Source organism: Pseudomonas sp. S2_F03 (assembly GCF_054668335.1).
The window spans coordinates 4,719,547-4,732,632 of sequence record NZ_CP162759.1 but is presented as its reverse complement, the minus strand read 5'-3'; the positions used below and the strand labels follow the sequence as shown (position 1 = coordinate 4,732,632).

Below are 13,086 nucleotides of genomic sequence, written 5' to 3'. Positions count from 1 at the left end.
AGTCAACTGATGTCGAACAGCTTGTCGAAGTTGGAGATGGCGAGGATCTTCCTGACGTCCGAACTGCTGTTGACCACGCGAATATCGGAATCGTCGCCACCGGCGTGATCCCGTAGCAGCAGCAACATGCCCAGCGCGGAGCTGTCGAGGTAGGTCGCATCTTTCAAGTCGACCACGACCGCCGAAAGCGCCTTGTCCTCGTAAGACTCACGAAACTCCTGATGCTTGGCGAAATCGAATCGTCCCTTGATCGAAATCGTCAGTTTTTGCCCATCTTTGGACACTTCTGAGATGACTGACATTTATCGGCTTCCTTGTCATGGGGTAGCGTGCTGTACAAGGTTTAGCACTTGGTAGAGAGGGGAGCAAGGCGCAGCGATTGTTCAATACGGATTCTGACGCGGCAAGCGCTGGGACAGCTCATCCAGCAATCTCTGCTCGCGCTTGTCCTCCAACTGCCGCGCCTCGTCCATGTAACGTTGTACAAGTTTGCGCAAGCCTTCAACCCGCGCGAACGCCTGCTGCCAGGAATCGCGCGCTTTGCTCAGGTTGTTTTGATGCCAGTTCAGGCTCTGTCGCTGCTGATCGATGGCCGTACCGAGTTGCGCCAGAAAGCCCTGATAGCCCAGCAGCCATTGGCCAGAAACGCCACTGCTGCCGCGCACGATCCATTGTTCCTGGTATTCAAGGCGGAAGGCTTCGAGGTCGGCGAGTTTGCTTTCCGCCACGCGAACCTGACCCTGAAAGTGCCCGAGGCGCATGACGGCGGTTTTCTCGGCCTTTTCGGCCATTTCCACCACCGGCGCCAGGCGCGCGGCTCGACTCAGGGCCATGGTCGGTTAGCCGCCCGCTGCCGGGGCAAAGACGGAGGCGAGATGGTTGACGCTGGCGCCCATGCCAATGTTGTCGTTCAAACCCTGACGCAGGTAAGTGACCATGGCCGGCTGGAGGGAGATCGCGGTGTCGGTTTCACGATCGCCGCCCGGCACATAGGCGCCGACGCTGATCAGATCGCGACTCTGCTGATAGCGTGACCAGTATTGCTTGAACATTTGCGCACGGGTCATGTGTTCCGGGCTGACCACGGACGGCATGACCCGGCTGATGGACGCCTCGATATCGATGGCCGGGTAATGCCCTTCCTCGGCCAGGCGCCGGGACAACACGATGTGCCCATCGAGCACGCCTCGCGCGGCATCGGCAATCGGGTCCTGCTGGTCATCGCCTTCGGACAACACCGTGTAGAACGCGGTGATCGAACCTCCGCCCTTCTCGGCGTTACCGGCCCGCTCCACCAGTTTTGGCAACTTGGCGAACACGGACGGCGGATACCCCTTGGTGGCAGGTGGTTCGCCGATGGCCAGGGCGATTTCCCGCTGGGCCTGGGCAAAACGGGTCAGGGAGTCCATGAGCAGCAGGACGTTCTTGCCCTTGTCGCGGAAATATTCAGCGATGCGCGTGCAGTACATCGCTGCGCGCAGACGCATCAGCGGTGCATCGTCCGCAGGCGACGCCACCACCACGGAACGCTTGAGCCCTTCTTCACCGAGGATGTGCTCGATGAATTCCTTAACTTCGCGACCCCGCTCACCGATCAGCCCGACGACGATGATGTCGGCCTCGGTGAAGCGCGTCATCATGCCCAACAGCACCGACTTACCGACGCCGGTACCGGCGAACAACCCGAGCCGCTGGCCGCGACCGACCGTCAACAAACCGTTGATGGTACGAATGCCGACGTCCAGCGGTTCGCTGATCGGCTCGCGCTTGAGCGGGTTGATCGTGGGGCCGTCCATCGGCACCCAGTCTTCGGCTTTCATCCCGCCCTTGCCGTCGAGCGCGCGGCCGGCGCCATCAAGCACCCGCCCGAGCATGCTCATGCCCATCGGCAAGCGACCGGTATCGGCCAGGGGAACCACGCGGGCACCGGGCGCAATACCGGCAACGCTGCCGACCGGCATCAGGAAAACTTTGCTGCCGGAGAAGCCCATGACCTCGGCTTCGACCTGCACCGGGTGATACGTGTCGTCGTTGATGACCATGCAGCGGCTGCCCATGGCCGCCCGCAAGCCTTCGGCTTCGAGAGTCAGGCCGACCATGCGCAACAAACGGCCTTCCAGGATCGGCGCGCCGGCAAGCTCCGTGGCCTCGGCGTAACCGCCCAGGCGCTTGGCGAAGCTGGTGCGATCAAGGCGCATCGGGGTCGTCCAGTGTCGGCTCGGCAACAGGTTTTTCGTCGACCGGAACGTCCAGGCTCAGATCCGGCGCAGACGGGTGCAACGCCTGATCGTGCAGTTGATCGAGCAACTTGGCCATGACTTGGGCAACGCGGGTTTCGACGGTGGCATCGATGCGGCTGTGTTCAGTCTCGACGCGGCAACCGCCAGGCAACAGCGACTCGTCTTCGACGATGCGCCAGGTTTCTTCATGGCGTTCGCGCAGGGCTTTGACTTGTTCGAAGTCTTGCGGGTTGATGTACAAGCGCACATTACCCACGCCCAATGGCAGGAGCTTGAGCGCTTCACGCATGACGTGTTCGATCTGTGTCGAATCGATGGCCAATTCGCGCTGGATCACCTGTTTGGTGATGTGCTGCACGAGGTCGACCAGCGATTTTTCAATCTGGGTGTCCTGCTCGGCGATGGGCTCGAACAGGTTGACCATCAGTTGCTCCAGCCCGGCGATTTTCGGCGCCAGGGCCGCTTCGGCTTCCTGACGGACCTTGAGCGTGGTGCTGTGGAAACCTTCTTTCTCGCCAACGGCGAAGCCTTCGTTGTAGGCCTCCTGGCGAATGGCTTCGAGCTCTTCGAGGGTCAGTGGCTGGACTTCTTCCAGCGGCACTTCTTCCATCTCCGGTGGCTCGGGCTCAGGTTCTGGCTCGGGCTCCGGGACGAAAGGGTCGAAACTGGGCAGCGCCCAGACGTCGAAACCGGCAACGTGCTTACCGCGAATCAGGTCGGTCTGGGACTCATCATGTTTGGACGACATAGTGACCTTAGATCATCTCTTCGCCGCCCTTCCCGCCGAGAACGATTTCTCCGGCTTCGGCCATACGGCGGGCAATGGTGAGGATTTCTTTCTGCGCGGTTTCCACGTCGCTGACGCGCACCGGGCCTTTGGCCTCGAGGTCGTCGCGCAACAGTTCGGCCGCCCGTTTGGACATGTTCTTGAAGATCTTTTCCTTGACGCCTTCGTCCGAACCCTTGAGGGCCAGCACCAGCACGTCGGAGGACACTTCGCGCAGCAACGCCTGAATGCCGCGGTCGTCGACATCGGACAGGTTGTTGAACACGAACATGAGGTCTTCGATCTGACCGGACAGGTCTTCGTCGACTTCGCGGATCGAGTCCATCAGCTGACCTTCGATCGAGCTGTCGAGGAAGTTCATGATGTCGGCCGCGCGCTTGATACCACCCAGGGTGGTGCGCGAGGCATTCGAGTTGCCGGAGAACTGCTTCTCGAGAATCTGGTTGAGTTCCTTCAGGGCCGCCGGCTGCACAGTGTTCAGCGAGGAGACTCGCAGAATGATGTCCAGTCGTACCTTGTGGTCGAAGTTACCCAGCACTTCGCCAGCCTGATCCGGGTCGAGATACGCCACCACGATCGCCTGGATCTGCGGGTGCTCGTAACGGATCACGTCGGCGACGGCGCGCGGTTCCATCCACTTCAGGCTGTCGAGGCCACTGGTGTTGCCACCCAGCAGGATGCGATCGATCAGGCCGTTGGCCTTGTCTTCGCCCAGTGCCTGGGTGAGCATTTTGCGCACGTAGTCGTCGGAGCCGACGCCCAGGCTGGTCTGGTCGCCGACGATGTCGACGAACTCGCTCATGACCTGTTCGACTTGCTCGCGGTGCACGTTGCCCATCTGGGCCATCGCCACACCCACACGCTGAACCTCTTTAGGCCCCATGTGGCGCAACACCTGGGCAGCATCGGTCGAACCGAGGGACAGCAGCAGAATCGCGGCTTTGTCGACCTTGGTCAGTTTGGCGGCAACGGCTCGGTTATCACTCATCTGCGTTAATCCACTCTTTCACGACCTGGGCCACGCGACCCGGGTCTTCTGCCACCAGACTCTTGATTGCATTCAACTGTGCGTCATAGCCTTCGCTCGGGCTCGGCAGCAGGATGCTTTGCGGGCCACCGAGGCTGACGCGATCGTTGGCCAGTTCGCCGTCCAGGCCGCCCATGCCACCGAGTTCTCCGTCGCTGCCCAAGCCAGCCAGTTGCTTGTCTTTGCCGCCACCGGTGATGTTGTTGAGCACCGGACGCAGTACGCCGAACACCAGCACGAGGATGAACAAGACACCCATCACTTGCTTGACGATGTCCCAGAACCACGGCTGCGAGTAGAACGGAATATCGGCAATCACTTCACCGCGTTCTGCGGAGAACGGCATGTTGATCACGCTGACGCTGTCGCCACGGCTGGCGTCGAAACCGACGGCGTCCTGCACCAGGCGAGTGAAGCGCGCCAATTCGTCGGCACTCCACGGCGCACGGGTGGTTTCGCCGTTGGCGGCATTGACCTTGACCTGATCGTCCACCACCACCGACACCGACAGGCGATTCAATCGACCCTGCTGTTGCTTGGTGTGACTGATGGAGCGGTCGAGCTCGAAGTTCTTGGTGGATTGTTGACGCTTGTCTGCCGGGTACGGCGCCAGCATTGGCTGACCGGTGGCAGGATCCATGATTTGCTGGCCGTTGGCATCGATCAACGGCTGGCCTGGCTGCACCATGCCGGCCGAGGCGGTCGTGCCACCAGTGGTTTGCGGTGCCGAGGCTGGCGACGGCGGCTGGTTGCTCAGGGCACCCGGCACACCTTGCGGGCCATTGCTGGCGGTGCGTTGTTCGTTGACCGACTGCTCGCTGCGCAGCGCCGGTTGATCCGGGTTGAACTGCTCGGAGGTCGACTCGACGGCACTGAAATCGACGTCGGCCGACACTTCGGCTTTATAGCGATCATTGCCCAGCACCGGCTGCAGGATGTTGTGCACGCGCTGGGTCAGCATGGTTTCCATGCGGCGGCTGTAATCGAATTGCTTGCCGGCCATCGTCAGTTCGGAGTTCTCCGCCTGATCCGACAGCAGGTTGCCTTTCTGGTCGACGACGGTGATCTGCGATTTGCTCAGTTCAGGAACACTGGTCGCGACCAGGTTGATGATCGCGATCACCTGACCCGGTTCCAGCGAACGACCGGAATACAGCTCAACCAGTACCGAAGCGCTTGGCTTGCGTTCATCACGCACGAACACCGAGCTTTTCGGAATCGCCAGGTGCACACGGGCACCCTTGACGTTGTTCAGGCTGGAAATGGTACGTGCCAGTTCGCCTTCGAGGCCGCGACGATAACGGGTCGCTTCCATGAACTGGCTGGTCCCGAGCCCCTGATCCTTGTCGAGGATTTCAAAGCCGATATTGCCATCACTGGGAGTGACACCAGCGGCCGCGAGCTTGAGGCGCGCACGGGACAGGTCATCGGCCTTGACCAGCAAGGCACCGGAATTGGGTTCAACGGTATAAGGAATATCGGCGGAGGCCAGGGTGTCCATGACCTGCTTGGCGTCCATACCGGCAAGGCTGCCGTACAGAGGCCGGTAGTCCGGCTGCTGAGACCACAGCACGACGGCAAAACCAATCGCCACGCTCGCAGCCAGGCCGACCAACAGGCCTACCTGACGCAACATGGTCATCTCGGAGAGGTTTTCCAGGAAGGACAACCCGAACAGCGGCGGTTTGCCGTCTATTGGAGTGACCTTGGCCGGAACGTTATCGGCGACTGCTTCTGCCATGACTCAATTCGTCCTTAAACCGGCATCTGCATGATGTCTTGGTAAGCCTGAACCAGCTTGTTGCGCACTTGCGTCAACGCCTGGAAAGACACGCTGGCCTTCTGCGAGGAAATCATGACGTCCGTCAGGTCGACGCCGCTCTTGCCGATCTCGAAGGCACTGGCCAACTGATTGGACGCCTGCTGGGTGTCGTTCACTTTATTGACGGCCTGACCGAGCATGTCGGAAAAGCTGCTGCCACCCAATTCAGGGACTGCGGCAGTCGATTTCGGCGCAGACATGGCATCCATTTGCATGGAACGCATATCCAGCATCAACCGATTAAATTCAATACCTTGGCTCATGGTCTACTCTCATTGGCGACCCGCAATTTTTTGACACTCACTCGGCGGGTAGTGAGGTGTTAGCAACAAGGGTGCCAGCTCCGTGGCCACTCCAAACAAAACCGCATCCTCACAACCTGTAACGCTATCTGTAGCAGCTGGCGCAGCCTGCGTCCGGCTGCGCAGCAGTCGTAAAATCAGTCAATGCGGTGTTTCAGGAAAATCGAGTACTCAGGCTTTACGACTGCTACGCAGCCGGACGCAGTCTTCGCCAGCTGCTACAGGGATCAGGTGGCGAACAAGTAAGCTTCGACGTCCATGCCGGCGTCGCGCATCTGCGCCAGCTTGTAGCGCAAGGTGCGCGGGCTGATGCCCAGTCGTTCGGCGGCCTCTTTTCGACGGCCGCGCTCGGAACGCAAGGTGTCGACGATCATCTGGTACTCACGGCGACGCAGGTCATCACCCAAAGCGCCAGCCGATTCAGCATCAACCTCCACCGCACGCACCTGCACCGGCGCCATTGCAGGCAACGGCGCGCAGGCGACCGGCCCGGACAGGCAGAAATCCTGCGGCTGAATCAAACCACCCTGCTGCAAAATCAAGGCACGCTGGATCGCGTTATCCAGCTCCCGCACATTGCCCGGCCACGGATATCCCATCAGGCAGGCCTGCGCCTCGGGCGACAGCTTCGCCGCGGCATGCTTCATTTTATTGACGTGCTTGGCCAGAAGGCGCTCGGCCAGCGGCAGGATGTCGGCGGTGCGTTCGCGCAGCGGACGCCAGGCCAGCGGAAACACCGACAGCCGATAGTAAAGGTCTTCACGAAAACGCCCCGCCGCCACCTCACCGGCCAGATCCCGGTTGGTGGTGGCCACCACTCGGATGTCGAGCGTGATCGTCTTGCGTGCGCCCACCCGCTCGACTTCGCGCTCCTGCAAAACACGCAGCAACTTGGCTTGAAGTCCAAGGGGCATTTCGGAAATTTCGTCGAGCAGAATCGTGCCGCCGTCAGCCTGTTCGAACTTGCCAGCCTGCGCCGCGATGGCGCCAGTGAACGAACCTTTTTCGTGACCGAACAACGTGGCTTCGAGCATGTTGTCGGGAATCGCCGCACAGTTGATCGCAATGAACGGCTGACTGGCGCGATGGGAATGCTGGTGAATGTAGCGCGCCAACACTTCTTTACCCGTGCCCGATTCGCCAGAGATCAACACCGTGGAATCACTGCGCGCCACTCTGGCGGCCAATTCCAGCAATTGCGCACTGGCCGGCTCGAACGCCACCGGGCCTTCACCCTCGGCCGTACCGAGATTGCCCAGCGCATGCCGCGCCACCAAATCAAGCAATGCCTTGGGTTCGAACGGCTTGACCAAATAATCCGCCGCGCCCTGGCGCATTGCATCGACCGCCCGCTCGACGGCGCCATGGGCCGTCATCAGCAACACCGGCAATTGCGGCTGACGCGCCCGAAGCAAGCCAAGCAGTTGATGCCCGTCCATGCCCGGCATGTTGACGTCACTGATGACCAGATTGAACGCCTCGACAGCCACAGCCGCCAACGCATCCTCGGCCGAGCCGACTGCCTTGTAGTCGTGACCCGCCAACATCAGCGTATCGGCCAACGCTTCGCGCAGCGCGCGGTCATCTTCGACCAGCAGAACCTTGATTGTCATGCCCTTCACTTCGCTCCCTGAGCATTGCGCTTTTCACCCGAGAACAGCGGCAGGATCACTTGCGCACACGTGCCGCGCCCGGGCCGCGAGTGCAGCTGCAATTCTCCCTGATGCGCACGCGCTACCGCCTTGACCACGGTCAGGCCCAGGCCGGTTCCGGTGGTCTTGGTGGTAAAGAACGGCTCCCCCAGACGCGCCAGCACTTTGCTGTCGATGCCACTGCCACTGTCGCTGACGCACACGCGCAGGTTGTTTTCACGGGTATAAAAATGAACCTTCAAACGGACATCGCCGGTACTGGCCTGAATCGCATTCTCGATCAGATTGAGGATCGCCCCAATCAGCGTGTCGCGATTGCACAGCAACTCTCCGGCGTGACTGTCGCACTGCCAACGCACCGGCAAATCCTGAACATGGGTCAATGCCGCCGCTTGCAGCGACCGCATCAACTGCCCGGGCGTGAGGCGATCGGTCAACGGTAACTCCCCACGCGCGAACACCAGCATGTCGCGAACCTGATGCTCCAACTCATGCAAGCGCTCTTTCAGGCGACCGGCAAAACGTTGCTGCGTGGCGACGGGGAGTTCCTGCTCAGTCAAGTGACTGGCGTAAAGCAGAGCGGCCGACAACGGCGTACGAATTTGATGAGCCAGCGAGGCAACCATTCGACCCAGGGAAGACAATCGCTCATGACGGGCCAGTTGATCTTGCAGGTGGCGGGTTTCAGTCAGGTCGTTGAGCAACACCAACTGCCCCGGCTCAGCATCAAGCGAGCGAGTGCCGATCGACAGACGGCGACCGTCCTTTAGCGAAACTTCGTGACCGTCGTCTTCGCGAGGCGCGAAGCAACGGGCGATGACATGGCGCCACAGCTCTCCTTCCAGAGGCAACCCAAGCAATTCGCAAGCCGCCGGGTTGGCTTCGCGCACGATGCCTTGGGCATCGATAACGATGACGCCGCCGGGCAATAGATCGAGGAGGTTTTGCAGACGATTAGCCAGGCGTTCTTTTTCCGCCAGCTCTTGCATGCGCTGGGCACTGACCACGGCCAGCTCGCCCTTGAGCTCAGTGACCCGAGCTTCAAGCATGCTGTAGGAATCGGTCAATTGGCTCGACATCTGACTGAACAGTGCAAAGGCCTGCTCAAGGCCTGGCCGGTTTGCCTGCTCTACGGACGACAGTTGCCCCGAGGTGTCAGGGACAGGAGACATCTGGGCGGCTTGGGGCATCGTGCTCTCTCGCTTGGCTGACCGTCAGTTAAACGGAACGTTGCGAGGGACTTAGCAATACCCGTGCCTAAAAAAAACCGCCCAAATATGAAGGACTTGAAAAACAGGCGTCAATCATCCGCCTGTTCATCACCGTCACGACGGCTCATGCCGTACTTGCGCATCTTTTCCACCAGCGTGGTGCGACGAATACGCAGGCGTTCAGCCGCGCGAGCAACGATGCCATTGGCATCATCCAGCGCCTGCTGAATCAGGCCCTGCTCCAGACCACCGAGGTAGTCCTTCAGGTCCAGGCCTTCCGGCGGCAGCATGGCATTGGCGGTGAAGTCCGGGGTATGACCATTGATGGCCACCCGCTCTTCAAGCTCGCTGCGCAAGCTGTCGACCAGTTGCTCGTCTTCGTCATCGACGTAGCGGAATTTCTTCGGCAACTCGACGACGCCGATTACCCCGTACGGGTGCATGATCGCCATACGCTCCACCAGGTTGGCGAGCTCGCGGACGTTGCCCGGCCAACCGTGACGGCACAGCGACATGATCGCGGCGGAGTTGAAACGGATCGAACCGCGCTTCTCGTGCTCCATGCGCGAGATCAACTCGTTCATCAGCAACGGAATGTCTTCGACGCGTTCGCGCAGCGGCGCCATTTCGATCGGGAACACATTCAGGCGGTAGTACAAGTCTTCGCGGAACGTGCCGATCTCGATCATGCTTTCGAGATTCTTGTGGGTCGCGGCAATGATGCGCACGTCGACGCTTTGGGTCTTGTTGCTGCCCACGCGCTCGAAAGTGCGTTCCTGCAGTACGCGCAACAACTTGACCTGCATCGGCAGCGGCATGTCGCCGATTTCATCGAGGAACAGCGTACCGCCATTGGCCAGTTCGAAACGCCCGGCACGGCTGGTGATCGCCCCGGTGAAGGCACCTTTCTCATGACCGAACAATTCGCTTTCCAGCAACTCGGCCGGGATCGCCCCACAGTTGACTGGAACGAATGGCGCATCACGGCGCTTGGAGTGGTAATGCAAGTTGCGCGCAACCACTTCCTTACCAGTGCCGGACTCACCGAGGATCAGCACGCTGGCGTCGGTGTCGGCCACTTGCTGCATCATCTGACGGACGTGTTGAATCGCCCGGCTGGTGCCGACAAGGCTGCGGAACAGATTGGGTTCACGGTGACGACCGCGCTCACGAGCCTGGTCGTACATCTCGCGATAGACCTGGGCACGGTGCAGCGAATCGAGCAATTTGCTGTAGCTGGGTGGCATTTCGAGGGTCGAAAGTACCCGGCGACGCTGGTCTTCTGGCAGGTCAACGGAAGAATTATCGCCCATTAACAAAACCGGAAGGAACTCATCCCAGGTTGCGAGTGTCTTTAACAAGCCCGTAAGTGCGCCAGGAGCATTGACCGTCCCGATGAGGACACAGATCACTTCACGACTTGATGACAAAGAGCCGACAGCCTGCTGCCAGTCATGGCTACCACAGGGTAAATTTTCTTCGCCAAGAAAATTTAAAATCACCGCCAGGTCGCGGCGACGGACGCTATCGTCATCAATCAGCAGAATTTTGGTTTCACGCCACATGCAATAGCAACTTCCCTAGTCAACTCAATGCCCAAAAATGATGGGGCAAGCTAGACGCTTGCAGACACATTCTGCCTGTAAACGTCTGAAATCTGGAACCAGCCACTAGTTAAGTCAAAAAACCGTGCACAGTCAAATTTATGGCGCACTATCATTGGATTAACTGAGGATTAATTAACCGAACAGATGGTAAACCTTTGCCGCGTTCTGTGCTTGATGGATCTGCGACATCTCGTCGACTATCGCTTGCCTCTCCCCCGTCGCGGCCTCAAGAAGCTGCTTGTACACCCCAAGCAACTCCTCAAGATTGTCGCGCAACGCGGCCTCGTCCACCGACGCTTCACTCAAGACGTCTTCCATGCAGGACCGGCACGCCAGGTCCAACTCACCGATGGCCTCCCAATTACGCTCGGCCAATGCACCGACCAGGGCTTCGCGGGTGTGTTCGATTCGCTGCAATACAAGACTCATGGCGACCTCCTTAAAACTGCGGAACAGGTGCGGCAATACCATCCCAACCGTCTTTGACAGTACGAAGCAAATCAGAGACTTCGTCGAGAATCTTCGGATCAGTCTTAATATTGGCTTCTGCCAGACGCTTCATCATGTAGGTGTATAGATTGTCCAGCTCACCGACCGTTTCGATGGAGTTTTCGAGGTCCAGGCCTTCACGCAAACCACCGATGATGCCGATGGCCTTGCCGATCAGAATGCCTTTGTTCGGAATGTCTTTACGCTCCATCGCGCCTTTGGCCTGGGCAATACGATCCAGGCCACCTTCCATCAGCATCTGCACCAGTCGATGAGGACTGGCTTCGGAAGTTTGCGCTTGAGCGCCAATCTTCTGGTACTGGCGAAGGGCTAACATTGGATTCATGTTGTACCTCATCAAAATTCTGTGTTCGTCTAACCAGTGTATCGACGACGCGTCAAAAAACTTTAGATTCAAATGCAAAAAGCCCGGAGCGCTTGAAAACGCTGCCGGGCTTTTGGCGTTTTGGGTGTTACGAGTTCTTCTGCTGAGCAACCATGGCATCGAACATGCTGGTGATATTGCTGGCTGTCGCCTTCAATTTACCAACGAGGGAATCCATGTCGTTGTACTTTTTAGTCAATAGAGCGGTCAGCGTTTCGACTCGACGATCCAAATCAGCCTGATCGGCGGTCAGCTTGGTTTTGGTTTTATTCAGGCTGGCAGTGCGTGTGTCGATAATGCCACCGGTATCGGTGTAGGGCTTGATCACATTGTTCATGCGCTCAAGCAGACCGTTAGTACCGGTAAACAGGGTCTGAACCTCGCCACCAAGCTTCTTGTCGTTCATGGCAGCGGTGAACTTGGTGCCATCAAAGGTCAACGCACCGGTTTTCTGGTCGGTGTTGATCCCCAGCTGCGACAGAACAGTCAGCTTGTCGCCGGCACCGGTCTGGGACAATGGACCACGAATGGCCGCCAACAGGGCACGAGGCATCGGGTCACCGGTCAGCGCAGCCGGTACGGTTGGCTTGCCATCGTCGTCCAGGGACGGTTTGGTCAGCGAGGTCACAGCGTTGGCGACTGCGTTGTAGGCGTCGACGAACTTCTGGATCGACGCTTTCAGACCATCGTTGTTGGAAGCGACGGTTACAGTCGATGTACCTACGGCGACCAGGTTCAGACTCAGACCAGAGATCGTCTTGTCGATGGTATTGGACTTGCTGGTCATCGCCAGACCGTCGACCGAGAACACCGCATCCTTGGCAAGGGCACTAATGGCACCCGAAGACGTCGCCGTCGGGGTGGCGCCCATTGGGAGCGACCCGTTGATTGCCAGTTCCGCAATACCGCTGACAGAGATATCGGAGCCTGCACCGGTCGTGGTAGAGCCCAACACCAGGCGGGAACCGAAACTGTCGGTCACGATGTTGGCGCTCAGACCACTGGCCTGGTACTGGCTGTTGATCGAGTCACGCACCGATTGCAGCGTGGCGCCGGCACCGACGGTAACAGGGTAGCTGGTGCCGTTCTGAGTAATGGTCAGCGTGCCCGGAGTGATCGCACTGGTCGCACCGCCGGCAAATGCCGCAGAGGCTACTTTGGACGCAGTGGCAAGACTGGTGACGTTGACGACGTAGTTGCCGGCAACAGCCGTGTTACTGGACGTGGCGGTCAGCACCTTGGCGTCGGACGACGTGGCCGCATACCCCGTGAACTGAGGGGTTGTCGTGCTGCCCAGATCGGCGAGCGCTTTCTGGAACGTGGCCAGCAGCGACTTCAGGGTACCGATCCCAGAGATGCTCGCGGTATTGGTAGTGGTCCCACGGTCAATCTGACCTTGCTTGGCCGCTTTGTCAGCGTTCACCAAGGCCTTGACGATAGCACCGGTATCAATACCTGAACCTAAACCCGTGCCCGGTAAAATTGGACTTGCCATGTGGAACTCCCTTCAGTGTGTCGCCGGTCTTTTGACCACTACAACGCCCAAAAGAACATAGCAACAAAA

Annotated in this window: 13 protein-coding genes; all 13 read right to left on the bottom strand. The window is 59.3% G+C overall.

Features of this window, described 5'->3' with window-relative positions:
* Positions 1–2: 2 nt before the first annotated feature.
* Positions 3–302: an STAS domain-containing protein gene (locus tag AB4N76_RS22090; RefSeq protein WP_109786412.1), complete on the bottom strand. Its 300-nt coding sequence runs from the start codon at positions 300–302 to the stop codon at positions 3–5.
* 81 nt (positions 303–383) lie between these two features.
* Positions 384–833: a flagellar export protein FliJ gene (gene fliJ, locus AB4N76_RS22085; protein WP_046032829.1), complete on the bottom strand. Its 450-nt coding sequence runs from the start codon at positions 831–833 to the stop codon at positions 384–386.
* Positions 834–839: 6 nt separating this feature from the next.
* Positions 840–2,198, bottom strand: a complete 1,359-nt coding sequence (gene fliI / locus AB4N76_RS22080) for a flagellar protein export ATPase FliI (RefSeq protein WP_046032828.1) — start codon at positions 2,196–2,198, stop codon at positions 840–842.
* Positions 2,188–2,988 carry a flagellar assembly protein FliH gene (gene fliH, locus AB4N76_RS22075; RefSeq protein WP_046032827.1) on the bottom strand — a complete coding sequence of 267 codons (801 nt, stop codon included), beginning with the start codon at positions 2,986–2,988 and terminating at the stop codon, positions 2,188–2,190. Before fliH ends, fliI begins: the two co-directional genes overlap by 11 nt.
* Before the next feature lie 7 nt (positions 2,989–2,995).
* On the bottom strand, positions 2,996–4,015 hold the full coding sequence (gene fliG / locus AB4N76_RS22070; RefSeq protein ID WP_007894195.1) for a flagellar motor switch protein FliG: 1,020 nt from the start codon (positions 4,013–4,015) through the stop codon (positions 2,996–2,998).
* The gene (gene fliF / locus AB4N76_RS22065; protein ID WP_460163518.1) at positions 4,008–5,795 is read right to left on the bottom strand and encodes a flagellar basal-body MS-ring/collar protein FliF; all 1,788 of its coding nucleotides are present in this window, start codon (positions 5,793–5,795) and stop codon (positions 4,008–4,010) included. The genes fliG and fliF overlap by 8 nt, the downstream gene beginning before the upstream one ends.
* A gap of 14 nt (positions 5,796–5,809) precedes the next feature.
* The gene (fliE, locus tag AB4N76_RS22060; protein WP_008072611.1) at positions 5,810–6,139 is read right to left on the bottom strand and encodes a flagellar hook-basal body complex protein FliE; all 330 of its coding nucleotides are present in this window, start codon (positions 6,137–6,139) and stop codon (positions 5,810–5,812) included.
* A 266-nt stretch (positions 6,140–6,405) separates the two neighbouring features.
* A complete protein-coding gene (locus AB4N76_RS22055; RefSeq protein WP_046032943.1) occupies positions 6,406–7,791 on the bottom strand; it encodes a sigma-54-dependent transcriptional regulator in 1,386 nt (461 codons plus the stop codon).
* A gap of 5 nt (positions 7,792–7,796) precedes the next feature.
* The gene (locus AB4N76_RS22050; RefSeq protein ID WP_460164631.1) at positions 7,797–9,002 is read right to left on the bottom strand and encodes a sensor histidine kinase; all 1,206 of its coding nucleotides are present in this window, start codon (positions 9,000–9,002) and stop codon (positions 7,797–7,799) included.
* A gap of 128 nt (positions 9,003–9,130) precedes the next feature.
* The gene (locus AB4N76_RS22045; RefSeq protein WP_046032824.1) at positions 9,131–10,606 is read right to left on the bottom strand and encodes a sigma-54 dependent transcriptional regulator; all 1,476 of its coding nucleotides are present in this window, start codon (positions 10,604–10,606) and stop codon (positions 9,131–9,133) included.
* A gap of 174 nt (positions 10,607–10,780) precedes the next feature.
* Positions 10,781–11,077, bottom strand: a complete 297-nt coding sequence (locus tag AB4N76_RS22040) for a hypothetical protein (protein ID WP_046032823.1) — start codon at positions 11,075–11,077, stop codon at positions 10,781–10,783.
* 10 nt (positions 11,078–11,087) lie between these two features.
* Positions 11,088–11,483 carry a flagellar export chaperone FliS gene (fliS, locus tag AB4N76_RS22035; protein ID WP_046032822.1) on the bottom strand — a complete coding sequence of 132 codons (396 nt, stop codon included), beginning with the start codon at positions 11,481–11,483 and terminating at the stop codon, positions 11,088–11,090.
* Positions 11,484–11,610: 127 nt separating this feature from the next.
* Positions 11,611–13,017, bottom strand: coding sequence for a flagellar filament capping protein FliD (gene fliD, locus AB4N76_RS22030; protein ID WP_077430662.1), 1,407 nt, complete (start codon positions 13,015–13,017; stop codon positions 11,611–11,613).
* Between the last annotated feature and the right edge of the window lie 69 nt (positions 13,018–13,086).

Excerpts from the sequence above, each read along its gene's own strand:
- AB4N76_RS22055 (WP_046032943.1), bottom strand. The coding sequence starts at position 7,791 with ATGACAATCAAGGTTCTGCTGGTCGAAGATGACCGCGCGCTGCGCGAA.
- fliG (WP_007894195.1), bottom strand. The coding sequence starts at position 4,015 with ATGAGTGATAACCGAGCCGTTGCCGCCAAACTGACCAAGGTCGACAAA.
- fliI (WP_046032828.1), bottom strand. The coding sequence starts at position 2,198 with ATGCGCCTTGATCGCACCAGCTTCGCCAAGCGCCTGGGCGGTTACGCC.
- fliH (WP_046032827.1), bottom strand. The coding sequence starts at position 2,988 with ATGTCGTCCAAACATGATGAGTCCCAGACCGACCTGATTCGCGGTAAG.
- fliF (WP_460163518.1), bottom strand. The coding sequence starts at position 5,795 with ATGGCAGAAGCAGTCGCCGATAACGTTCCGGCCAAGGTCACTCCAATA.
- AB4N76_RS22040 (WP_046032823.1), bottom strand. The coding sequence starts at position 11,077 with ATGAGTCTTGTATTGCAGCGAATCGAACACACCCGCGAAGCCCTGGTC.
- AB4N76_RS22050 (WP_460164631.1), bottom strand. The coding sequence starts at position 9,002 with ATGTCTCCTGTCCCTGACACCTCGGGGCAACTGTCGTCCGTAGAGCAG.
- AB4N76_RS22090 (WP_109786412.1), bottom strand. The coding sequence starts at position 302 with ATGTCAGTCATCTCAGAAGTGTCCAAAGATGGGCAAAAACTGACGATT.
- fliJ (WP_046032829.1), bottom strand. The coding sequence starts at position 833 with ATGGCCCTGAGTCGAGCCGCGCGCCTGGCGCCGGTGGTGGAAATGGCC.
- fliD (WP_077430662.1), bottom strand. The coding sequence starts at position 13,017 with ATGGCAAGTCCAATTTTACCGGGCACGGGTTTAGGTTCAGGTATTGAT.
- AB4N76_RS22045 (WP_046032824.1), bottom strand. The coding sequence starts at position 10,606 with ATGTGGCGTGAAACCAAAATTCTGCTGATTGATGACGATAGCGTCCGT.
- fliE (WP_008072611.1), bottom strand. The coding sequence starts at position 6,139 with ATGAGCCAAGGTATTGAATTTAATCGGTTGATGCTGGATATGCGTTCC.
- fliS (WP_046032822.1), bottom strand. The coding sequence starts at position 11,483 with ATGAATCCAATGTTAGCCCTTCGCCAGTACCAGAAGATTGGCGCTCAA.